Source organism: Paenibacillus riograndensis SBR5 (assembly GCF_000981585.1).
Taxonomy (GTDB): domain Bacteria; phylum Bacillota; class Bacilli; order Paenibacillales; family Paenibacillaceae; genus Paenibacillus_AQ; species Paenibacillus_AQ riograndensis.
Genome location: NZ_LN831776.1, coordinates 3,476,391 through 3,498,545 on the forward strand (window position 1 = coordinate 3,476,391; position 22,155 = coordinate 3,498,545).

At 52.7% G+C, this 22,155-nt stretch carries 16 protein-coding genes; 14 read left to right on the plus strand and 2 right to left on the minus strand.

The annotated features are described in order from the left end of the window. Positions 1 to 320: 320 nt before the first annotated feature. Positions 321 to 2,243, minus strand: coding sequence for an Rqc2 family fibronectin-binding protein (locus PRIO_RS14405; protein WP_020431424.1), 1,923 nt, complete (start codon positions 2,241 to 2,243; stop codon positions 321 to 323). Between the two features lie 191 nt (positions 2,244 to 2,434). Here PRIO_RS14405 and PRIO_RS14410 point away from each other — a divergent pair, with 191 nt between their 5' ends. The 7 genes from PRIO_RS14410 (at position 2,435) to PRIO_RS14440 (ending at position 13,775) form a co-directional block, all read left to right on the plus strand. Next, positions 2,435 to 5,254: a calcium-translocating P-type ATPase, SERCA-type gene (locus PRIO_RS14410; RefSeq protein WP_046503100.1), complete on the plus strand. Its 2,820-nt coding sequence runs from the start codon at positions 2,435 to 2,437 to the stop codon at positions 5,252 to 5,254. 70 nt (positions 5,255 to 5,324) lie between these two features. Further along, complete coding sequence (dapF, locus tag PRIO_RS14415; protein ID WP_020431417.1) at positions 5,325 to 6,161, plus strand: diaminopimelate epimerase; 837 nt, start codon at positions 5,325 to 5,327, stop codon at positions 6,159 to 6,161. A 246-nt stretch (positions 6,162 to 6,407) separates the two neighbouring features. Beyond that, a complete protein-coding gene (locus PRIO_RS14420; protein WP_020431413.1) occupies positions 6,408 to 7,712 on the plus strand; it encodes an ABC transporter substrate-binding protein in 1,305 nt (434 codons plus the stop codon). After that, the gene (locus tag PRIO_RS14425) at positions 7,709 to 9,424 is read left to right on the plus strand and encodes a methyl-accepting chemotaxis protein (protein WP_020431411.1); all 1,716 of its coding nucleotides are present in this window, start codon (positions 7,709 to 7,711) and stop codon (positions 9,422 to 9,424) included. Before PRIO_RS14420 ends, PRIO_RS14425 begins: the two co-directional genes overlap by 4 nt. 367 nt (positions 9,425 to 9,791) lie before the next feature. Further along, positions 9,792 to 11,459: a spore germination protein gene (locus tag PRIO_RS14430; RefSeq protein ID WP_020431409.1), complete on the plus strand. Its 1,668-nt coding sequence runs from the start codon at positions 9,792 to 9,794 to the stop codon at positions 11,457 to 11,459. Further along, on the plus strand, positions 11,449 to 12,654 hold the full coding sequence (locus PRIO_RS14435) for a Ger(x)C family spore germination protein (RefSeq protein ID WP_039790568.1): 1,206 nt from the start codon (positions 11,449 to 11,451) through the stop codon (positions 12,652 to 12,654). The genes PRIO_RS14430 and PRIO_RS14435 overlap by 11 nt, the downstream gene beginning before the upstream one ends. Before the next feature lie 20 nt (positions 12,655 to 12,674). Then, positions 12,675 to 13,775, plus strand: coding sequence for a GerAB/ArcD/ProY family transporter (locus PRIO_RS14440; RefSeq protein WP_020431405.1), 1,101 nt, complete (start codon positions 12,675 to 12,677; stop codon positions 13,773 to 13,775). Here the strand turns inward: PRIO_RS14440 and PRIO_RS14445 are convergent. Continuing rightward, positions 13,748 to 14,005 carry a hypothetical protein gene (locus tag PRIO_RS14445; RefSeq protein ID WP_020431404.1) on the minus strand — a complete coding sequence of 86 codons (258 nt, stop codon included), beginning with the start codon at positions 14,003 to 14,005 and terminating at the stop codon, positions 13,748 to 13,750. The genes PRIO_RS14440 and PRIO_RS14445 overlap by 28 nt on opposite strands. A 168-nt stretch (positions 14,006 to 14,173) precedes the next feature. Between PRIO_RS14445 and PRIO_RS14450 the strand changes: the two genes are divergently transcribed. The 7 genes from PRIO_RS14450 to priA all read left to right on the plus strand — a co-directional run bounded on the left by PRIO_RS14450 (position 14,174) and on the right by priA (position 22,105). Then, the gene (locus PRIO_RS14450; protein WP_020431402.1) at positions 14,174 to 16,048 is read left to right on the plus strand and encodes a bifunctional homocysteine S-methyltransferase/methylenetetrahydrofolate reductase; all 1,875 of its coding nucleotides are present in this window, start codon (positions 14,174 to 14,176) and stop codon (positions 16,046 to 16,048) included. Between the two features lie 38 nt (positions 16,049 to 16,086). Beyond that, positions 16,087 to 16,977 carry a YicC/YloC family endoribonuclease gene (locus tag PRIO_RS14455; protein ID WP_020431400.1) on the plus strand — a complete coding sequence of 297 codons (891 nt, stop codon included), beginning with the start codon at positions 16,087 to 16,089 and terminating at the stop codon, positions 16,975 to 16,977. A gap of 51 nt (positions 16,978 to 17,028) precedes the next feature. After that, positions 17,029 to 17,289 carry an extracellular matrix/biofilm regulator RemA gene (gene remA, locus PRIO_RS14460; RefSeq protein ID WP_006209218.1) on the plus strand — a complete coding sequence of 87 codons (261 nt, stop codon included), beginning with the start codon at positions 17,029 to 17,031 and terminating at the stop codon, positions 17,287 to 17,289. A gap of 18 nt (positions 17,290 to 17,307) precedes the next feature. Then, a complete protein-coding gene (gene gmk, locus PRIO_RS14465; protein WP_020431396.1) occupies positions 17,308 to 17,877 on the plus strand; it encodes a guanylate kinase in 570 nt (189 codons plus the stop codon). Between the two features lie 55 nt (positions 17,878 to 17,932). Then, the gene (rpoZ, locus tag PRIO_RS14470; RefSeq protein WP_020431395.1) at positions 17,933 to 18,133 is read left to right on the plus strand and encodes a DNA-directed RNA polymerase subunit omega; all 201 of its coding nucleotides are present in this window, start codon (positions 17,933 to 17,935) and stop codon (positions 18,131 to 18,133) included. Between the two features lie 208 nt (positions 18,134 to 18,341). Further along, a complete protein-coding gene (gene coaBC / locus PRIO_RS14475; protein ID WP_046503122.1) occupies positions 18,342 to 19,574 on the plus strand; it encodes a bifunctional phosphopantothenoylcysteine decarboxylase/phosphopantothenate--cysteine ligase CoaBC in 1,233 nt (410 codons plus the stop codon). Continuing rightward, complete coding sequence (gene priA / locus PRIO_RS14480; protein ID WP_046503125.1) at positions 19,574 to 22,105, plus strand: primosomal protein N'; 2,532 nt, start codon at positions 19,574 to 19,576, stop codon at positions 22,103 to 22,105. The genes coaBC and priA overlap by 1 nt, the downstream gene beginning before the upstream one ends. The last annotated feature ends 50 nt before the right edge of the window (positions 22,106 to 22,155 follow it).

Sequence of the window (22,155 nt, forward strand, 5' to 3'; positions counted from 1 at the left end):
TGAACAATGGCGAAATGAGCTGAATTAGTGTACCTTTTTCCACCTCATCTGCCCGAGGGTAGGGTACTCCGGCAAATTAGTGTCCCTTATTCCACTTAAAGAGTTGCCGTAGGCTTCACGGGGAGTCGTTCTCCAGGTAACGCTAGAACCAAGACGGCTGCACTGTCCCGTGGAGGACCGCACAGCCGTTTTTGTTCAAATATATTTATATGCTTCACGCTATAAATTATTCTTCTATTTCCCGCTGAAACGGGTATCGTCCTAATAAGGACGGCGTAGCCGTTTCTACTTGAGAGTTATTGCAGCACCTGCGGATGCCATTAACTCCTCAGGGTATTCGGCAGGCTTTTGATCCGCTCCTCGTCGGGAGTGACGAACAGAGTCTTTTGATGGTCGTAAATGACGAAGCCGGGCTTCGCCCCGCTGGGTTTGCGGACATGGCGGATAAGCGTGCAGTCCACAGGGACGCTGCTCGATTGCTTCGCCTGGCTGAAGTAAGCTGCCAGCTGTGCGGCTTCCTCAAGAGTGGCGTCGCCAAAGGTCTCGCTGCGGATCACTACATGGGAGCCGGGAATGTCCTTGGTATGCAGCCAGGTATCGTTCGCCGAAGCGAGACGGTTCGTGACGTATTCGTTCTGCAGATTGTTTTTGCCGACATAAATATCTATGCCTTCCGAAGAAGTGAACACCTGCAGGGTGGGACGGGCAGCTTTTTTCTTTTTCTTGCCTTTTTTGCTGCGGTCGCGCAGGTAGCCCTGGCTCACAAGCTCGTCGCGGATTTCCTCGATATCATTCAGGGAGGCGTGGGCCAACTGCTGAAGCAGCGTTTCTATGTAGGCAATTTCCTCATGGGTTTTGAGCAGCTGTTCGTTGATGACCAGCAGGCTGTTTTTGTATTTGTTGTATTTTTTGAAATAGCGCTGCGCATTGTCCGAAGGGCTAAGCAGGGGATCAAGCGGAATGGTGATTTCCGCCTGATCCTCATCGTAATAGTTGACAAGCCTGGCTTGTTTGTCACCTTTGGATACGGCATGAAGGGAAGCGAACAGCAGCTCGCCCCAAATCCGGAATTGATCGGCATCCTGGGCTTCGTCCAGGTCCTTTTGCAGGTTGGCGAGCTTTTTGACGTTTTTGCTCCGTTCATTGCTGAGGAAGCGGATCAGGTCGCTGACCCGCTGCTTCACCGTATCACGTTCGGCTTTATCCCCGTAATAATCCTCCAGACAGCTGCTGATGGAGCTGTAATGCTTCACATGGTCATCCGGAAGGGTCAGGGGAATCGCCGAGAAGACAGGCTTGCCTTTGGCATTTGCCCCGGACATTGGAGAAAATCTGCATTTCCGCACCGGTTCAAGCACAGTGTCGAAGGCTTGCCATAGAGAGGCCATCTCTTCTGTCCACGGGTCATCCGCTGCTGGTGAACCAGCAGGCGCTTCACCCGCGGAACCAGCTTCCGAAGCTGATCCGCCGCCGCGCTGCCGCACAATCTCTCCGGCGATCAGCGGGCTTATGCCGCTGAAGGCATGGACCATCCAGCCGGCAGGGTCGGCTGAGGGTGCAGGGCCGCCGGAGCCGTCCGCCTTCGGCTCCTCCAGCGATTTCAAGAGGTCGGCCAGCTCGCCCTCAATGATCTCTTCAGGCTCCTGCTCTTCGCCGGAGTCTACCAGCAGCGCCGCCTCTTCTGCCGCCGCCGCAAGGCTCAAGAATCCCCCCCTGCTGATATCCAGCGGGTTCAGCTTATGCTGCTGTGGCGGCTCGATGTACGCGATGCCGGGCATAACATTCCGGTAGCTGCTGATCGTCGGAGTGACATGATGGATGCCGTCGATGATGATACCGGTCGCAAGCTCGGTAAGAATGATGTTGCTGTGCCGTCCCATCAGCTCAATAATGATTTTTTTGGCGGATACATCTCCGAGCTCATCCCGGGTCCGCACCTGGATATGAATGATGCGCTCCATGCCGACCTGGCTGATACTATCAATGGTTCCGCCTTCGCAGTGTTTGCGCATCAGCATGCAGAACATTGGCGCTTCTGGAGGATTAATGCTGTTTCTGTCAGTCAGATGAACCCGCGGATAGGTCGGGTTGGCCGACAAGAGCAGCTTGCCGCCACCGCCGGAGCCGCGCAGGATGAAGATCAGATCGTGTGTGCTCGGTTGATATATTTTGCCGATGCGTGCACCGATAAAGGGCTGAAGCTCGTGCACGATCGCTCTGGTTACAATACCGTCTAATGCCATAATCATGTTCTCCTGTCGCCTGATAATAATATGCTCCTCTCTATGATGCCATACTTTGACACATTTGCGCAAAAGCAGAAGCAGGTGAAAGTGATATTTTGGGACGACCATGAATACACTTGGACATGAACAGGTGGAAAAGCTGTGCGCCGCCGGAAGTCAAGAAACGACCGGGAGGGGAAAGAAGAGATATGGAACAAAAAAGTTGGCACCGGCTCGGTGCAGAGGAACTGCAGAAGATGTTCGGCGTTCATCCGGAGTCGGGCCTAAGCGGAGAGGATGCCGCGCAGAGGCTGAAGGAGAACGGCCACAATGAGCTGTCGGAAGGGGATGCGATATCCCCGCTTACCCTGCTGCTGAACCAGTTCAAGGATTTTATGATACTGGTGCTGATGGGGGCGACATTGATATCCGGCCTGCTGGGCGAATACCTCGACGCGATAACGATTGTCGCCATCATTCTGCTGAACGGGATACTGGGGTTTGTGCAGGAATTCCGCGCCGAGCGTTCGCTTAGAGCGCTCAAGCAGCTCTCGGCACCGGCTGCGAAGGTGCTGCGTGGTGGCAAGGTTGAGCATATTCCCGCAAAAATGCTCGTGCCCGGCGACATCGTGCTGCTCGAGAGCGGCGACCGGATTCCGGCCGATGTCCGCTGGCTGCAGTGCAGCGCGCTGTATGCTGAGGAATCGGCCCTGACCGGTGAATCGCTGCCCGTCTCCAAACATGCGGAAGTGATTCATGCCGATGAAATTCCGCTGGGCGACCAGAAAAATATCGGATTCATGGGCACGATGGTCACCCGGGGAACCGGACGGGCAATCGTAGTTCGAACAGGCATGGATACCGAGATGGGGAAAATCGCCGATCTGATTCTAAATACCGAATCTCAGGAAACTCCGCTGCAGCACCGGTTGGAGCAGCTCGGCAAAATTCTGATCTATGTCTCGCTGGGTCTGACCATTGTAGTTGTCATTGCAGGCATACTGCACGGGCAGCCTGCCGCAGCCATGTTCCTGGCAGGGGTGAGCCTTGCCGTTGCGGCTATTCCGGAAGGGCTGCCGGCTATAGTGACCATTGCGCTTGCGCTCGGCGTCCAGCGGATGATCAAGCGGAAGGCGATTGTCCGCAAGCTGCCTTCAGTGGAAACCCTCGGCTGCGCATCGGTCATTTGCTCTGATAAAACAGGAACGCTGACCCAGAACAAAATGACGGTAACACGGCTCTGGAATGCCGGACGGATTCTGGAAGTCACCGGTGAAGGTTATGCCCCAAGCGGACATGTGCTGGAAAAGGGCAAGCCCCTTGATCTGAAAAATGATCAAAATCTGCGGCGCATGCTCCAGATCGGCGCTTTGTGCAATAATGCTGAGATCATTGAGACCTTTCCCGGCGAGATGCGCGCCAGGCACAAAGGAAAGGAAAAGGGGAGCGAAGCGGACAAGAATGCAGCCGGTCAACCGGTCTGGGAGCTGCAAGGGGATCCGACAGAAGGAGCGCTGGTCGCCTTATCCGCGAAAATGGGGCTTACTGCGCAGTCGCTGGGTGTAACCTATACTAGAGAGAAAGAATTTCCTTTCGATTCTGAACGAAAGCTGATGTCTGTGATTGTGAGCCATCCCGGCGGACGGATGATCTGCACCAAAGGCGCGCCGGATGTTCTGCTGAACAACTGCGCCTACATGCTGTGGGAAGGTGCAGTCGTGCCTTGCACGCCTACCTTGCGCCAGAAAGTCCTGGAGGCCAATGAACAAATGGCTTCAGGTGCGCTGCGTGTGCTGGGGATGGCTTATCGTGATATGCGTTCAGGTGAGGTTGCGGACAGTGAAAAGGAAGCGGAAAGCCAGCTGGTATTCGCTGGCCTCGCCGGGATGATTGATCCGCCGCGGCGTGAGGTGCGCGATGCCATCAGCCTCACCCGCCGGGCCGGAATCAAGACCATGATGATCACAGGGGACCATGGCACTACAGCGGAAGCGATTGCCCATCAGCTGGGCATTCTGCAGCGCGGCGGAACGGTGCTGACCGGCAGCCAGCTCACCCGGATGGATGACGATGCCCTGGATAAGGTGTCGGATAATGTATACGTGTATGCCCGGGTCTCCCCCGAGCACAAGCTGCGCATCGTCAAGTCCCTGCAGCGCCGCGGGCATGTGGTGGCCATGACCGGCGACGGCGTCAATGACGCCCCGGCGATCAAAGCCGCCGATATCGGCATCTCCATGGGCATCACCGGCACGGATGTCACCAAGGAAGCATCCTCGCTCATCCTCGGTGACGATAATTTCTCCACTATAGTAGCGGCCATAGAGGAGGGGCGGAACATTTACGAGAACATCCGTAAATTTATCCGGTATCTGCTCGCCTCCAACGTCGGGGAAATTCTGACGATGTTCTTCGCCATGATGCTGGGGCTGCCGCTGCCGCTGGTTCCGATCCAGATTCTCTGGGTCAATCTGGTAACCGACGGGCTGCCGGCGATGGCCCTCGGCGTGGATCAGGCAGAGAAGGATTTGATGGAGCACAAGCCGCGTGGCGCCAAAGAGAACATCTTCGCCCGCCGTCTCGGCTGGAAAATCATCAGCCGCGGATTGCTGATCGGCCTGTGCACCTTGGCCGCTTTCTGGCTGACGCTCCGTATTGACCCAGGCAGCCCGCAGCAGCTGGTCCGGGCGCAGTCGGTAGCTTTTGCCACACTGGTCATGGCCCAGCTGATTCATGTCTTTGACTGCCGTAGCTCCCGCTCGGTGTTTCACCGCAATCCGTTCCAGAATAAATATCTGGTGCTTGCTGTGCTCTCATCCGTACTGCTGATGCTGGTTGTGATGTACCTGCCGGTTCTCCAGCCAGTCTTCAAGACCGTACCGCTTAATGTCCGCGAATGGTGCCTGGTGCTGGTCATGGCGGGCGTTCCTACCTTCCTGATGGGGGCGGGCAGCGTGTGGGGCGGCAAGAAGAACCGCAGCCGCAGCGGAGGCCGGACGATGATAAAAAGTACAAAAATTTCGGCATAAAATCAATAGCTTAAACCCATTCCTTAAGGTATGCTTGGTTCACAATACGTCCTTTAGGAGTGGAATCACAATGGAATTTACCAAAATGCACGGCCTGGGCAATGACTTTATTATTGTTTTCGGCGAGCAGGAGCTGCCGGGAAACGCCTCTGAGCTGGCAGTTACACTATGCAACCGGTTTTTTGGCATCGGTGCTGATGGACTGGTGTATATCCTGCCGTCGGAACGCGGCGATTATATGATGCGCATTATGAATTCAGACGGCACCGAAGCGGAGCAATGCGGCAATGCGATCCGCTGCGTGTCCAAATATGTCTATGAACACGGACTGGTCAGCTCTGAGCAGATAGTGATTGAAACGATTGGTGCAGGTGAGCAGAAGGTAAGCTTGCAGGTGAAGGATGGAGTGGTGGAGACGGTTACCGTCGATATGGGCGAGCCTGTCTTGTCGGGAACGCAGATTCCTGTAGCCATTGATGCCGAGCCGGTGCTGGACCAGCCGATTGAAGCGGATGGAAGAGCGTTCAGATTCACTGCCGTATCCATGGGCAATCCCCACTGTGTGATCTATGTGGACGATGCTGTAAGCTTTGATCTGGCCGCCTGGGGGCCGAAGCTCGAAGTTCACCCGCTGTTCCCGAGAAAAGTAAACGTTGAATTCGCCACCGTGCTGGACCGCAGTCATGTCGATATGCGTGTCTGGGAACGCGGAGCGGGGCCTACATTAGCCTGTGGAACCGGCGCTTGCGCCACATTGGTTTCCTCTGTGCTGAACGGTCTGACCGACCGTTCGGCTACGATCAGCCTCAAGGGCGGCGATCTGTTTATTGAATGGAACGAAGCAGACAATCACGTCTATATGACAGGTCCGGCTCAAGTGGTATATACCGGGTCTGTAGAGATCTAATCAGCCTCCCCAGAGACTGGAATTCATAATAAAAGAGCTGTTTTCAGGTGAAACCTTCACTTGGAAGCAGCTCTTTTCGTTTTTGCGAATGAAAAAAACTGAAAATAGTTCATTTTTCATTATTTGATGAAAAAAGTCGAATTACACAAAGTGAATTAGGATGATCGTCCGATATAAATTTGAGTTATTAAAAAATACATAGTTTAGATTTTAGGTAACTAATCAGCATTAGAAAGGTGGACATTTATGAAACATGCTTCAACACGTAATGTAGCAAAGATTTTAGCCTTTGTGATGCTGGTAACGCTTGTTGGCTGCACAGGGAAAGGGAACGAAGAAGTACAGAAGTCTGATGAACAAATCACGTTGAATTTTATGTGGTGGGGGAAGCCAAGCCGGAAAGAGATCACTTTAAAAGTAATTGAGCTGTTTGAAAAAGAAAATCCCAATATCAAAATTAATACTGAGGATTACCCTTCAACCGGAGAGGTCGCCCAAAAGCTTGCTATGGATACCGCCGAGCAAAAAACACCGGATCTCATGCAGATGGATTACAATTTTGCTTTTAATTATGTTACCCACGATTTAATTGAGCCGCTCGACCCATATGTTAAATCCAATATTCTTGATCTGTCCGATGTGGATAAGTCTTACCTGGTATCAGGACAGTATGAAGGGAAGCAGTACGGCATCCCTATGGGATCAAACGCTTTGGGAATGGCCTATGACCCTGCCATGTTTGAGCAGTATGGGATACAGCCCCTTCAAGACCCGTATACCATTCAGGACCTGCAGCAAACGATGCAGCAGTTTAAAGATAAGGTGCAGACCCCGGACTTTTATCCTTTGAATGCGATGTTTGACTTATCCTATTGGCTCAGAATGAAGGGTGAGTCTTTCTATAATAAGGAAAAAACAGGTCTAGGTTACACAGATGCTACTATGATTGAGTATCTGACCTTGATCAAAACATGGCTGGATCTGGGGCTTTTGAACCCCGGTACGGCTTCAACCACGGAGGAAAATCCGCTGGCCGCCGGGAAAACAGCATTTTTGCAAAGTGTAAGCAACCAGATGGTTTCGATAGGTGACGAAGCGGGCAGAACCCTGAAAATCATGAACCTCCCAACCGCCCAGGGTGCTGCCGCAGAAGGGAACTTTATCAAACCATCCATGTTTATAATGGTATCTTCTTACTCTGAACATAAGGAAGCGGCTGTCAAATTCGTCAGCTTTCTTACGAATGACAAGGAAGCGAATGCGATTCTAAAAGGTGAGCGCGGGGTTCCGGTCGCCGCTAAAGTTGCTGAACAATTATCTAATGAAGCTACTGAACAGGGGAAAGAACAATATTCATTTATGAAGTATATTGCCAAGCACTCTACCCCGATTGATCCGCCTGCACCGTTGTCCGATGCGGTCATCCAAAACTCTTTAAAGCTTATTCTCAAAAATCTGTATGCCGGCAGCATTACACCAGAGGCGGCTGCAAGCTCCTTTAGAGCACAGGCTGAAGATGTTTTGGACGGGAAGGGGGAGGGAAGCAAATGAACAAGCTCTCGGGGAGGTTTCAAGCAAAAAGTATAAAGCAGCGTCTATACGCAGGTTTTGGTATCATTTTGATTTTGCTGGTGTTTCTCGGAGTGACCGGGTATATGTATCTCTCGCAAATCAACGGCACCTATACGGCCCTCCTGAACAAGCAAGTCGCTACGATTGGTTTAATCAAAGATTTGAACACTACAATCGAATCTGAGCATGCGAATGTGTCCGATTTTCTTGTTTCCGGAGATCAGAAGAAATTGGATGATTATGCGGCGGCACGCCTTAAATTCACGGAGCATCATGCCAAGCTGGATTCATTGATCACCGATCGCGGTAAACGGCAGATTCTGGCCGGGTTAGATTTGCTGCAGCTTCAATTTATTGTCATTTCCGATCAGATGATTGACGCTAAAAATAAAGGTGAATCGGAGAGCATTGTATCTATTGCAGTCAATCAGGGTGTCGTCTTGGATAAGTTTATTGAAGTAGCACGCAACCTGGTTGCCACAGAACAGTCGGAAGCAGATGACCAGATTGCCATAGCACAGCAGCAGGCAGAAAATGTGAAGTCTACCATCATCGGTATTGGCATTATATCTCTGATAGCAGCAGCATTGCTGGCAATTCTGATCAGCGGGCAGATCTCCAATCCTATTAAGCTGCTCCGGGCAGCCGCTGCCAAGATTGCCGACGGAGATTTGACAGTTAACGAAATTCAGATCAAAAACAAGGATGAGCTTGGCGATCTGGCGGGTGCTTTTAATCAGATGGCAGGCAATCTGCGGCATTTAATTCAAGAAATCGGCACCCATGCCGAACAGGTCGCAGCCTCCGCCGAAGAACTGACAGCAGGTGCTGAACAGACAAGCCAGGCCACTGAGCATATTGCCCACATTACAGAAGATCTGGCCCAAGGAACGGAACAACAAGTAGAAAGCATAAGCGGCAGCATGAAGATGGTACACCGGATGGAAGAACAGGCAATCTTTATCGAACAGAGCGCCTACAATGTAAATCAGTCCGCCATAAATGCGTCGCAGATTGTTGTTCAGGGATCTGATGCCGTCAGGTCGGCAATCAGCCAAATGTCATCTATTCAAGCGAACTCCAATGAGGTTGCGGAATCCGTTAAATCCCTGGGAGAAAAATCAAAGGAAATCAGTACGATTATTAACTTTATTAATGAAATTGCAGGCCAGACGAACCTGTTGTCTTTGAATGCCTCCATTGAAGCGGCGCGTGCAGGGGAATCCGGCAGAGGGTTTGCCGTTGTTGCCTCCGAGGTCAAAAAGCTTGCGGACCAAACCGCCATGTCCGGAAAGCAGATTTCAGAGGTCATTAAGAATATCCAGCTGGAGAGCGAAATTAGCGTCAATAATGTATTAAAAGGGGAAGAAGAGGTCCTTCTGGGAATCCGTTCCGTCACGGAGGCCGGAAAAGCCTTCGAACAGATTGAACTGGCTATGAGCGGTGTGACCGCAGAGATTAGTGAAGTTTCCAGTGCTTCGAAAGAAATGTCCGATGATACTAAAAATCTGGTTACTTCCTTTGAAGCGATTTCTGTGATTGTGAATGAAACATCCGAAGGGACACAAAGCGTCTCAGCCTCAGCACAAGAAACGTTGGCTACGGTGGAAGAAGTGAACAGTGCTTCTACAGCTCTGGCAAAAATGTCTGAAGAGCTTTTAGAACTGGCTGGGAAATTTAAAATTATATAGAGTGAACTTGAAAAACGAACAAAAGGGAAAAGGGATGGAGGGGAAGTTTGGAACTGTAGGAGCGAATGCGTCCGCCTTTGTCTGCGGATTTCCACCGCGAGGGGCGGGAATAATCAAGAAATCTGCAGACAACAGCGGCCGGAAGTCCAAACATTCTCCGTAGTCCCGACGAAGTCCCTAATGTAAATATCTTAAGTTCACTCTTTATAGCTGATGATCATCACCTGACTGACAGCAAGTCTCCGTTTACGGGGATTTGCTGTTTTTTGCGTACGTGCCCCCGGCGGTCTTCAATATGGCTGGGCAGCCGAATAATGGCAGGGTTGAATGCAAATAATACCAACCAGTACTCGATAGGAGGCCTGAGATGGACACGAAGGGTCAATTGAAGCGCAGCGATAAGGCGGCACATACGGATCAAAAGGGTTCATCGCAGACAGGTAGGCTGACAGGGCTCTCCTTAGAGCTGTCCGAGAGCCTGGCTATTATACAGGCCGAGCTTGGGAACAGCCCTGACCTCATCATACGCCAGATCCAGCTGGGCGGTCCTCTCCGAATCCAGGCCGCAGCCGTCCACCTGAGCGGGCTGGCCGACACCACGGCCGTAAATCAATTTGTAATCGGCTCTCTCCTTGGCAACACGGAAAGTCTGTTCGCGGACATCGGGGAGGGAGGTGGTGATGGAGGCCGGCTCCCGGCTATGATCCTGAGCCGGGCTCTGGAAATAGGGGAGGCTGAAATCAAGGAAGAGTGGAAAGAGATGATGCTTGCGGTTTTATCAGGGGACACCGCCATTCTGCTTGACGGCTATGCGGCCTCAATTCTTTGTGCTACGAGAGGAGGGGAATGGCGTTCGGTCAGCGAGCCTACCTCCCAGCTGGTTGTCCGGGGCCCGAAGGATGGTTTTGTCGAGTCGGTGGCTACTAACATTTCCCTTATCCGGCGGAGAATCAAGTCTTCCAAGCTGCGTCTGGAGTACATGAAGATCGGAAGTGAAACCCAGACCCTAGTGGCGATGATGTATGTGAAGGATATTGCGGGAGAAGATCTGATCAGTGAGGTGCGGGAACGGCTGGGCAAGATTGCTATGAATGAAGTGCTGGAATCCGGTTATATCGAAGAGCTGATTCAGGACAAAACCTTTACGCCGTTCCCGACGATTTATAATACAGAGCGTCCCGATGTCGCTGCCGGCAATTTGCTGGAGGGGCGGGTGGTGATCATTGTCGACGGCACACCTTTTGTCCTCATTCTGCCGGCAGTGTTTACGCAATTTTTTCAATCGGCAGAGGATTATTCGCAGAGATTTGATATTGCCATTCTGATGCGGGTTGTCAGGTATATGAGTTTTATCGTGCTGATTTTGGGTCCTTCCGTGTATATCGCACTAACCACCTACCATTATGAAATGATCCCGACCACACTGCTGATTAATTTGCTGGCCCAGCGGGAGAATGTGCCGTTCCCGGCTTTGGTTGAGGCACTGCTGATGGAGGGTGCGTTTGAGATCCTCCGCGAAGCCGGTGTGCGGATGCCGCGTGTCATCGGACAGACCGTGTCGGTTGTCGGCGCGCTTATTCTGGGTTCTGCCGTCGTTGAGGCTGGCATTATCACGCCGATCATGGTGATTGTCGTCGCATTGACCGGGATTGCTAGCTTTGCCATTCCAGCCTATAACATGTCGATTGCGGGCAGACTTATCCGCTTTGCTTTTCTTCTGCTTGCGGGGATGTTCGGTTTCTATGGAGTCATTCTGGGGCTGATTGTCATGGTGGCACATATGAACAGCCTGCGTTCCTTCGGCGTCCCTTATTTGTCGCCCTTTGTGCCGCTGTCTGTTAAAGGTCAGAAGGATACCATTCTGCGGCTGCCGCTCTGGCTGATGACTCCCCGCAAATCGCCGCAGCAAATGCGTGCCGAGCAGCCGGAGTTCATGCGTTTGACTACAGGGAATGAGGAGCTGCTGGCCCCATTGATAGGCAAGGCGGACAACCCTTCTGAAGCCACGGAAGGAGACCGGCCCGATGAACCATAGAAGAAGGGGACTCTCCCTCTTGATCGCCATACAAGTGCTGCTGCCCCTCGTTCTAACCGGCTGCTGGGACAGTGTTGAGCTTAACCGGCGGGCGATCGTTTCCGGAGTTGCGATTGACAGGGGGCCGTCGGAGGATCAGAAATATGTCCTTTCCTTTCAGGTAATCGTTGCGGAGGAAATCTCCGGGGAACAGACCAGAAGCAATTCACCGGTGGCATTATATTCCGGAAGCGGTCGGACGATGTTTGAAGCGCTGGCGAATGCTTCGCGGCAAACTGCACGTTTTTTGTCACTCGGGCATATCAGGGTGCTGGTCATTTCCGAGAAATTTGCCCGGGAGGGCATCAAAGATATGCTGGATGTTCTGGAAAGGGAAAGCGACATGCGGCTGACCAGTCTGGTGTTTATCTCCAAGGATCAGCCGGCCAGCGAAGTGTTGTCGACCATGACTGTGTTCAGCAAGATTCCTGCCAACGATCTGGTTGAGAAGCTGGACACTACCTCGAAGCAGTTCGGCTACAATTACAAAATGGAGGTGGATGATGTAATCAGAGGCATCCAGGTCAGGGGAGGTGGGCCGGTTATTAATGGTGTTTTCACGACCGGAAACAGAGACCGCGCGAATTCGAATGACAACTTGAAAACCATCACTCCGGATACGATACTGAGAATTTCCAGATTGGCTGTGTTCAAGGATGATAAGCTCAAAGGCTGGGTTGAAGGAAAAACCGCGTTCGGTACGGTTCTTCTGCTTAACAAACTTAAAGAGTTTCCCGTAGTCATTAAAAAAGATAACGGCTATTTGGCTTTCAATGTGTATCAATCCCAAGTATCGGTGAAGGCAGAGGCCAAGGACCCTGAACATCCTGTGATCCTCATTAAAATCACCCAACAGGCGGCGCTCAAGGAATCCCCCAATTCACTTGACCTTACCTCGCCCGAAGTCCTGGAGAAGCTGTCGGGGCAGTTGACGAAGGAGGCCCGCAGCCAAATCGAGGGGGCGGTTGCCGCTGCCCGGAAGCTGGAAAGTGATTATATCGGCTTCGGAGAAGCCGTTGAACGGGAAAATCCACACGGCTGGAAGAAGATCAAGGATCATTGGGAGGATATTTTTGCGGCCTGCGAGATCAAAATTGATGCGGACACCGTAATCAGACATACGGATATGCGGGGGAATTCCTTCCAGGTGTATTAACCAGACGGAGGTGTGAGGAAATGGGAACAGTTAAAATCGGGATGATCCAGTTTTTCAGCATTACCCTGCTGTTTGAACTGGGAACGGCGCTGGTTGTTAATCTGGGCATGGCAGCCGGCAGGGATGCATGGCTCTCTATTCTTATCGGCAGTGCGGGAGGTATTGGCGTATTCGCAGGATACGCTTATTTGTACAGAAAATATCCCGGAATGTCTTTTACAGCCTATACCCGCAAGCTGCTCGGCAAATACATTGGAACACCCGTTGCGTTGGTATATATAATTTTGTATATCAATCTGGCCGCCCGGGATTTGCGTGACGGCAGTACAATGCTTGCAATGGCTACCATGCATAACACCCCGTTGTTCATTCTCAGCATGCTGATGATTCTTTCAAGCGCCTACGTTCTGCATAAAGGGTTTGAAGTGCTGACCCGGACATCCCTGGTTTTTCTGCTCCTGGTCCTGCTGATCGGCATATTCAGCACCCTTATGCTGATGTTCTCGGGATCTATTAATTTGAACCGGCTTCTGCCGGTGTTGGAGGATGGGGCAGAACCTGTGATCCGTTCAGTACTGCATCAGAACTATATGTTCCCCTTTGGCGAAATGATCGCTTTTACCATGCTCATGCCCTTTCTCTCTAATGTAAAAAAAGGCCCCTGGGTCATCGCCGGAGCGATGCTGGTTTCCGCACTGATGCTGAGCTTTACGATGGCTCTGAACATCTCTGTGCTCGGGGCGGATATTGTAGAGCGCTCCCCTCTGCCGCTGATGCCTACGATCAGCAAAATATCAATTTCGGACTTTATCCAGCGTGTGGATATTTTTGTGGTTATGGTGCTGATCATCGGCGTGTTTTTTAAGATTTCTGTGTTTTTCGCTGCAGCCCTGATCGGGATATCTGACCTCTTCGGCATCCCTTACCGCAGAATGCTCTATCCCTGCACCCTGATTATATTGTTTACCTCTATGCTGGATGCCCGCAGCTTTACTGAGCATCTGGATGAGGGAGGCAGACTGCTGTATACCGTTTATCCGTTTCTCATGATAGCGATACCGGCTGTTCTGATCCTCGTCTCGGTAGTGAAAAGCTATTTCTCGGCTTCCCGGCCGGGCTGAGTGCCGCGGATGAAGTACACGGCATCCGGGATAATGAGGCTCAGCAGCATAAGCAGTGCAGCCAGCTTTTCCGAAGCAGAGTACAATAAATAGTTTGCAATGTACCTGATATTTTCCAGCCCATAGCCAAAGAGCCAATCACCGAAATATAAATAAAACAGGGAGAGTACGGACAGCAGCACAATTACCGTATATTTTTTCAGCAGCAGCTTCCGGTTAGTTTTCTTCATGAAACCTGGCCCCTTATCGACATTTTCTGCTAGTATGAATCATTTTCCCCGCAGCCATGCAATTGATGTTGCGCCCTGGCTCTGCTTTTGTTCACGAAAGCTTATCATCCATCCCGATTTATGTTACATTAGTATGAAACTATGGACTGATTAGGGGAGGTTCTTGCGGTGAAGCCGGATTTGCGCTCTGCATGGAAGAATAACGTATTGGTCGGAGACGGGGCGATGGGAACTTTTTTATATCAAAAAGGCTTCCCGGTCGGCATCTCCTATGAAGAATTGAATTTGACCTCTCCGGAGGTGATTGAGGATGTGCACCGCAGTTATATTGGAGCGGGAGCGGTGCTGCTGGAGAGCAACACGTACTCAGCCAATTATGACAAGCTGTCGAAGTTCGGGCTGGAGGCCAAGGTCGGTGATATCAACCGCGCCGGTGTGCGGATTGCGCGGCGTGCCGCAGGTGAATCGGGTTATGTTGTCGGTGCGGTAGGCTCGATCCGCGCCGGTAAACGGGCAAATCTGTCCGGCACGGAGCTGAAGCGGTTTTATACCGAGCAATTTTCGGCGCTGCTGGAAGAGCAGCCTGACGGCATCCTGCTGGAAACCTTCTATGATGTGGAGGAGCTGCATTTGGCACTGAGATCCGTTCGCAAGCTCAGCGACCTGCCGGTGATCTGCCAGCTTGCAGTGGATGAGACTGCGCGTACCCTCGACGGATTAACGCTGCCGGAGGCTTTTCATATTTTGGAGCAGGACGGGGCGGATGTTATCGGCTTCAACTGCCGGACCGGTCCTAACGGCATTAAGCGGGCGCTGAAATCGCTGCAGGGGAATCTCAAGCTCCCCGCTTCCATATATCCCAATGCCGGTATCGCCGATTATGTGGACGGACAGTACCGCTATGGCGCATCGCCGGAGTATTTCGGCCAGATGGCTCCGGTTTTTGCGGATATGGGAGCCCGGATTATCGGCGGCTGCTGCGGCACAACTCCACAGCATATTGCCGAAATTTCTGCTGCGCTGCGCGGCTATACTCCGCAGCCCCTGCCGGAACCGACGGGACAGAGAGATCCCGAACGCCTGATCGTCCAGGAGCATCTGGCAGAGGATGAGGAACGTGACGGCAGAGAGCCGACACTGGTTGATCTGGTCAAGGAACGCCATACGGTGATCGTGGAGCTTGATCCGCCGCGTGATCTGGATATTGCGAAGTTCATGCGGGGGGCAGAAGCGCTGCGCAAGGCAGGCGCAGATGCGCTGACCCTGGCGGACAATTCGCTGGCTGTGACCCGGATGAGCAACATGGCGCTGGGACATCTGGTGCAGGCCCGCACAGGGCTGCGGCCCCTGGTCCACATTGCCTGCCGGGACCGCAATCTGATCGGAACCCAATCCCATCTTATGGGCTTCGATGCGCTGGGCATTGATCATGTGCTGGCAGTCACAGGCGACCCGGCCCGTTTCGGGGATTTGCCGGGCTCAAGCTCTATTTATGATCTGACCTCATTTGAAATTATACGGATGATCAAACAGCTTAATGACGGCATCGCTTTTTCCGGCAAGCCGCTGAAGCAGAACGCGAATTTTGTGATCGGGGCTGCATTTAATCCTAACGTCAAGCATTTGGACAAGGCAGTTGAACGGCTGGAGAAAAAAATCGCTTCCGGTGCAGACTATATTATGACCCAGCCCGTATATGATCCTGAGCTGATTGCCCGGATTGCGAAGGCAACGGAGCATCTGGAGATTCCTATATTTATCGGCATCATGCCGCTCGCCAGCGGTCGCAATGCCGAGTATCTGCACAATGAGGTGCCCGGCATTCAGCTTTCCCCGGAGGTTCGCAGCCGTATGCAGGGACTGGAAGGCGAAGCGGGACGCGCAGAGGGAGTGCGGATTGCCAAAGAGCTGCTGGACGCGGCCACTGCGCATTTTAACGGCATTTACCTGATGACGCCATTCATGTTCTATGATATGAGTGTGCAGCTTCTGGAGTACGTGTGGGCAAAACAAGGGCGCAAATTGTCCCCCTTGTTTCGCTAGTAATAATCAATTACAATAGTGTAATGGATGTGATTCCGTTGTCATTTAGCATGACCGGATACGGTCAATCATCCCTGCAATTTTGCGGTTACAAGATAACGTTCGAAGTCAAATCGGTGAATAACCGTTACTGCGAAGTTGTGCTGCGGATGCCCCGGGATTGGACAGTTTATGAGGATATGCTGCGAAGACAGGTTCAAGCTCATATCAAACGGGGACGGGTCGATGTCATCATTAACAGGGAGCATGCCGATGAGGCTGATTCCGCACAGGTGCTAAACCGTTCGGCGGTACGTTCTTATTTGAAGTCGGCACAGCAGCTGAGAGAAGAATTTGGAATCACTGGTGAGCTCCAGCTACGCGACATCCTCGCTCTGCCGGGTGTAATGGAACTCAAGGAAGATGTACAGGCATTAGCCTCATCCCAGGACCTCAAGGATACCCTTGAACTGGGGCTGCACCAGAGTCTGGAAGCGCTGATGGACATGCGCGCCCGTGAAGGCGGATTTCTAGCCGCTGACCTGCTGGGGAGACTGAATCATTTGGAGGAGCTCCATGCTGAAATGGCTGTTCTCGCTCCATTTGTGGTGAGCGAGTACCGCGAGAAACTGCGGCAGCGGCTGACCTTGCTGAATGACGGTACGTTCCCTTTTGAAGAGCATAAATTCGGAATGGAAATGGCTATTTTTGCCGACCGCTGTAATATTGATGAAGAGCTTACCCGGCTGTACAGTCATTTTGAACAATGCAAGGCTGTGCTGACAAGCAGCGAGCCTGCAGGACGCAAGCTGGATTTTCTCGTTCAGGAGATGAACAGGGAGACAAATACTATAGGGTCCAAATGCAATCATCTCACTCTGGTGAACCTGACGCTGGATATGAAGGCCGAGCTGGAGAAGATACGTGAGCAAGCAGCGAACCTGGAATGACAGCTGCCTAGAGTAAGCGAAGATGTAACCTATGGGGGGAACAACCGGAACATGGCAATTAAATTAATCAACATCGGCTTTGGGAATATTGTATCGGCCAACCGTATTATTTCCATTGTCAGCCCGGAATCAGCACCAATTAAACGTATTATCCAAGAGGCGAGAGACCGGCATATGCTGATCGATGCTACTTACGGCCGCCGGACGCGGGCCGTCATCATTACGGACAGCGATCATGTCATTCTTTCGGCCGTGCAGCCGGAGACGGTGGCGCACCGCCTGTCCAGCAAAGATGACGATAACGACGAATAACAACAAATGGAGTGTACTATGTCTAGAGGATTGCTGATCATATTATCCGGCCCTTCCGGTGTTGGTAAAGGAACCGTATGCACCGCACTGCGGCCGAAGATGCCCGAGCTTGTCTATTCTGTTTCAGCGACTACACGTCAACCGCGTGAAGGCGAGGAGAACGGAGTCAACTATTTTTTTAAGACCAGAGAGCAGTTTGCGGCCATGATCGAAGCCGACCAGCTGCTTGAATATGCGGAGTACGTAGGCAATTATTACGGTACTCCGCGTGACTTTGTGGAGAGAACTCTCGACAGCGGAAGAGATATTATCCTGGAAATCGAGGTTCAGGGGGCACTCAAGGTCAAGGAGAAATTCCCTGAAGGCATCTTTGTATTCCTTCTTCCTCCGTCTATGGACGAGTTGAAGGACCGAATCCGCGGGCGCGGTACAGAGCATCCTGATGTCATCAGCCACCGCATGTCCGTGGCGGAGGATGAGATCAGCCTGATCCGGCATTACGATTATGCAGTAGTGAACGATGAGATAGATCTGGCCTGCAAGCGAATAGAAAGCATCATTATCGCCGAACATTGTAAGGTGAGATGACAGGCTCAACAGAACTTAAGCTCATATTCCAGTAAAAGATAAAGAGGTGTCTTACGTGCTATATCCATCCATTGACGAAATGATGACTAAAGTTGACAGCAAGTATTCCCTGGTGGTTGCTGCAGCCCGCCGGGCGAGAGTGCTCCGGGAAGGCGGCAAGACCGAGATCAAAGCTCCAAGATCACACAAGTTCGTTGGTGTTGCCCTGGAGGAAGTTTTTGAAGACCGTATTACGGTAACCCGCGGCGAAGAGTAGTCTGAAGGTGCCCTGCTAGGCCATTGCGGAAACGGGTACCGCCCTTTTAAGGACGGTGCAGCCGTTTCTGCTTGGGTTAGGAGGTCTGTAGTTTGAACGTAGTTCTGAATAGCCCGGACCGGGCGGTATCTGACAACCGGAAGGTTGTTATTTTTTTCTCAAAATTTGAGGATTTTTCAGGTGACAAGGGAACAGGGGGGAGATTACGTTGAAGAGCTTACAGGGCAAAACGATTATTTTGGGGATTACCGGCGGGATTGCTGCCTATAAAGGCGCGGCCTTGACCAGCAAGCTTACACAAAAAGGGGCCACGGTGCATGTGATTATGACCGCCTCGGCCAAGCAGTTCATTACAGAGCTGACACTGCAGTCCTTATCCAAGCAGCGTGTATACAGCGATACCTTTCAGGAGCGCGATCCGTCTTCGATTTCGCATATTGATCTGGCGGATTCCGCCGATCTTGTACTTGTAGCACCGGCGACAGCCAATATTATTGCCAAAATGGCCCACGGCCTGGCGGATGACATGCTGTCTACCACGCTGCTGGCGGCTACGGCCCCGGTGATGGTGGCCCCTGCCATGAATGTGCACATGTATCAGCATCCCGCGGTGATGGACAATATCAACACGCTGTATAAGCGGGGAGTGAAATTCATAGAGCCGGGTGAAGGCCAGCTGGCCTGCGGTTATGTAGGCAAAGGGCGGCTGGAGGAGCCGGAAGAGATTGTAAAGGTGGTAGAACAGTTTTTTGCTCTGCAGGGCAGTGCGGCAAATGGGCCGCTCGCCGGTAAAAAAGTGGTAATTACTGCAGGCGGAACGATTGAGCGCATTGACCCGGTCCGCTATATTACCAATGATTCCTCCGGCAAAATGGGCTTTGCCCTTTCCCGTGCTGCGCGTGCAATGGGAGCAGAGGTCACCCTCATCGCTGCGCGCACCGATGAAGCGCCTCCGCAGGACCCGGAGATTGACGTGGTCCGGGTTGAATCGGCTGCGGACATGTATGAAGCCGTACTGAACGCCTGGCAGGATTGCGATATCCTGGTCAAGGCTGCGGCTGTGTCGGATTACCGCCCGCGGCAGAGTGCGGAATCCAAGATTAAGAAGAGCGGGGATACGCTGAGCCTTGAACTGGTGAAAACAACAGACATTTTGGAGAATCTGGGGAAACAAAAGGGTAAGCAGTTTCTCATCGGTTTTGCGGCTGAAACAGGCAATGCCGAATTTTATGCCAGGGACAAGCTGATCCGCAAAAATCTGGATTTGATTGTTGCCAACGATGTTACCATGGAAGGTGCCGGATTCGGTACAGACACTAATATTGTATCCGTCTATGATGCAGAAGGGCTGGTGCTTGATCTGCCGCAGACCTCCAAGGATGAGGTAGCACGGCAGCTGCTGCAGCTGGCGGCCAAGCGTATTTCCGGAGCGCAATTATAATGGAGATAGCCAAGGTCATTGTCGATGTTCCTGTGCGCAGCACTGACCGGCCGTTTGATTATTTGATACCAGACCCGCTTAAACTATGGATCGAGGTGGGAAGCCGGGTAGCCGTGCCCTTTGGGCACCGTACGGTTCAGGGGTTTGTGGTATCCCTGGAATCCGGGGAGACAGGCACAGTCTCCGGGATGAAGCCGATACAGGAAGTGCTGGATCTGCTTCCCCCGCTGTCCCCGGAGCTGGTCGAGCTGGGGGATTGGATGAGCCAAAGATACGCCTGCAGACGGATATCGGCACTTCAGGCGATGCTTCCTACGGCTCTAAAAGGCAAGGCTGAACGGCTGATAACGCTCGGCGATGCGGCGGATGAAGGCAACACCACCGCTGATGAGCTGTTCCCGCTGTTCCTGGAGACGGATCTGGAGGAAAACCGGATTTCAGAATTTGTCAGACGCCATGGAGAAGTCTCCATGAAGCTGCTGACCCGGACCTTTCCCCAGGCAGCGGAGACGGTGAAGTTTATGCTCCGCCGCGGCGTATTGGCGGAGAGCCAGTCGATTAAGGACAAGATGGGCAAAAAGAAGCTCAAGGCGGTTGATTTGGCTATAGGGCTCGCAGCGGCCCGCGAATCCCTTGCCGGATTCCCGGCGCGTTCGGCCCGCCAAAAAGAAGTGCTGTCTTTCCTGATTGACATGGAGGCGATGCTTCCGATGCCGATGAAGGATATTTTATCCATTCTGCAGGTCACGGCAGGGACGGTAAAGGCCCTGGAGGACAAGGGTTTTATTGAGATTAGCGAGATTGAGGTATACCGTGACCCTTACCGGGGGCGTGATTTCAAGCCCAGTACACCGCTCCCGCTGACAAATGAGCAGGAAACTGTATATAACAGAATTGCCGCAACCGTGGATGAGCAGCGGCATGAGGTGTTTTTGCTGCATGGAGTTACCGGAAGCGGCAAGACAGAAATCTATCTTCAGTGTATCCAGCGCTGCGTGGATCAAGGGCGGCAGGCGGTGGTGCTTGTGCCCGAGATTGCTCTAACGCCGCAGATGGTCGAGCGGTTCAAAGGCCGCTTTGGGAGTGGAGTCGCTGTGATGCACAGCCGGTTGTCTGTGGGCGAGCGGTATGACGAATGGCGCAAAATCCGTGAAGGTAAAGCATCGGTGGCTGTAGGCGCCCGTTCCGCGGTTTTTGCTCCGTTCGTGAGTCTGGGCCTCATCATCATGGATGAAGAGCATGAATCCTCTTATAAGCAGGAGGAGAATCCGAAATACCATGCGCGTGATGTTGCGGTCCGTCGTGCAGAGCAGGCTGGAGCTGCGGTGATCCTTGGCTCCGCTACTCCTTCACTGGAGAGCTATCATGCGGCCAGGTCGCAGAGCGATATTCATTTCTCGCCAGTCCTGCTGCACATGCCGAGCCGTGCACTTGGCAATGAATTGCCCAAGGTGCATGTGACGGATATGCGGGAGGAACTGAAGGAAGGGAACCGTTCGATGTTCAGCCGCCGGCTCCATGCGGCTCTGGAGAGCCGGCTGGAACGCGGGGAGCAGACGGTGCTCCTGCTGAACCGCAGGGGGTTTTCCACCTTTGTGATGTGCCGCAGCTGCGGTTATGTGGCAGGGTGTCCCGACTGTGACATCTCACTGACGTATCACAGCCGCAGCGATAATCTCCGCTGTCACTACTGCGGCCACGCCGAACCGGCGCCTAAGCTGTGTCCGGAATGCGGAAGCGAGCATATCCGTTTTTTTGGCACAGGCACCCAGCGGGTTGAAGAAGAGCTCGGCAAGCTGTTTCCCGGCATCCGTGTTATTCGTATGGATGTGGACACGACCACGGAGAAGGGTTCACACGAGAAGCTGCTGAACCAGTTCAGGGACAAAAAAGCCGATGTGCTGCTGGGCACGCAGATGGTAGCCAAAGGGCTGGATTTTCCGGACGTTACGCTGGTGGGAGTGATTACCGCCGATTCCGCGCTGAACCTGCCGGACTTTCGGGCGGCGGAAAAAACCTTCCAGCTGCTGACGCAGGTTGCCGGCAGAGCCGGACGCCATCAGCTGCCCGGCGAGGTGGTTGTGCAGTCCTATACCCCGGAGCATTATTCCATCGTTCATGCCAGCGGGCATGATTACCACTCTTTTGTACGGGAAGAGCTGAAGCACCGCCGGGAATTGCATTACCCTCCGTATTGCCGGCTGATTCTAGTCACGCTTTCTCATGAACAGCTGCCGGTGCTGCTGCGTTTGGCGGAGAATTACGCGCTGAACCTGCAGGGCAAGGCACGGCAGCTGCGCTGGTTCGGCAGCCTGGATAAGCTGTCCTCCGATGCGCTCGATCTGCTCGGTCCTGTCGCATCCCCGCTTCCCCGGCTAAAAGGCCGGTACCGGTTCCAATGTATCATCAAGTGGCGCGGCTCCATTGATGCCATCGGACTGGCCCGCCAGGTGGCAGAAGAGCTGGAGGATTCGGTTCGTGATACCGGACTGCAGATCAGTCTGGATGTAGATCCGCAAATGTTGATGTAATCGGCAGGCATGATACAATAGGTACGCATTGCAGAAAACTTATATAAGAT

Coding starts and splice junctions, on each gene's coding strand:
- PRIO_RS14430 (WP_020431409.1), top strand. CDS start 9,792: ATGGACACGAAGGGTCAATTGAAGCGCAGCGATAAGGCGGCACATACG.
- PRIO_RS14405 (WP_020431424.1), bottom strand. CDS start 2,243: ATGGCATTAGACGGTATTGTAACCAGAGCGATCGTGCACGAGCTTCAG.
- gmk (WP_020431396.1), top strand. CDS start 17,308: ATGTCTAGAGGATTGCTGATCATATTATCCGGCCCTTCCGGTGTTGGT.
- PRIO_RS14410 (WP_046503100.1), top strand. CDS start 2,435: ATGGAACAAAAAAGTTGGCACCGGCTCGGTGCAGAGGAACTGCAGAAG.
- PRIO_RS14445 (WP_020431404.1), bottom strand. CDS start 14,005: ATGAAGAAAACTAACCGGAAGCTGCTGCTGAAAAAATATACGGTAATT.
- remA (WP_006209218.1), top strand. CDS start 17,029: ATGGCAATTAAATTAATCAACATCGGCTTTGGGAATATTGTATCGGCC.
- PRIO_RS14435 (WP_039790568.1), top strand. CDS start 11,449: ATGAACCATAGAAGAAGGGGACTCTCCCTCTTGATCGCCATACAAGTG.
- PRIO_RS14420 (WP_020431413.1), top strand. CDS start 6,408: ATGAAACATGCTTCAACACGTAATGTAGCAAAGATTTTAGCCTTTGTG.
- PRIO_RS14440 (WP_020431405.1), top strand. CDS start 12,675: ATGGGAACAGTTAAAATCGGGATGATCCAGTTTTTCAGCATTACCCTG.
- dapF (WP_020431417.1), top strand. CDS start 5,325: ATGGAATTTACCAAAATGCACGGCCTGGGCAATGACTTTATTATTGTT.
- PRIO_RS14425 (WP_020431411.1), top strand. CDS start 7,709: ATGAACAAGCTCTCGGGGAGGTTTCAAGCAAAAAGTATAAAGCAGCGT.
- priA (WP_046503125.1), top strand. CDS start 19,574: ATGGAGATAGCCAAGGTCATTGTCGATGTTCCTGTGCGCAGCACTGAC.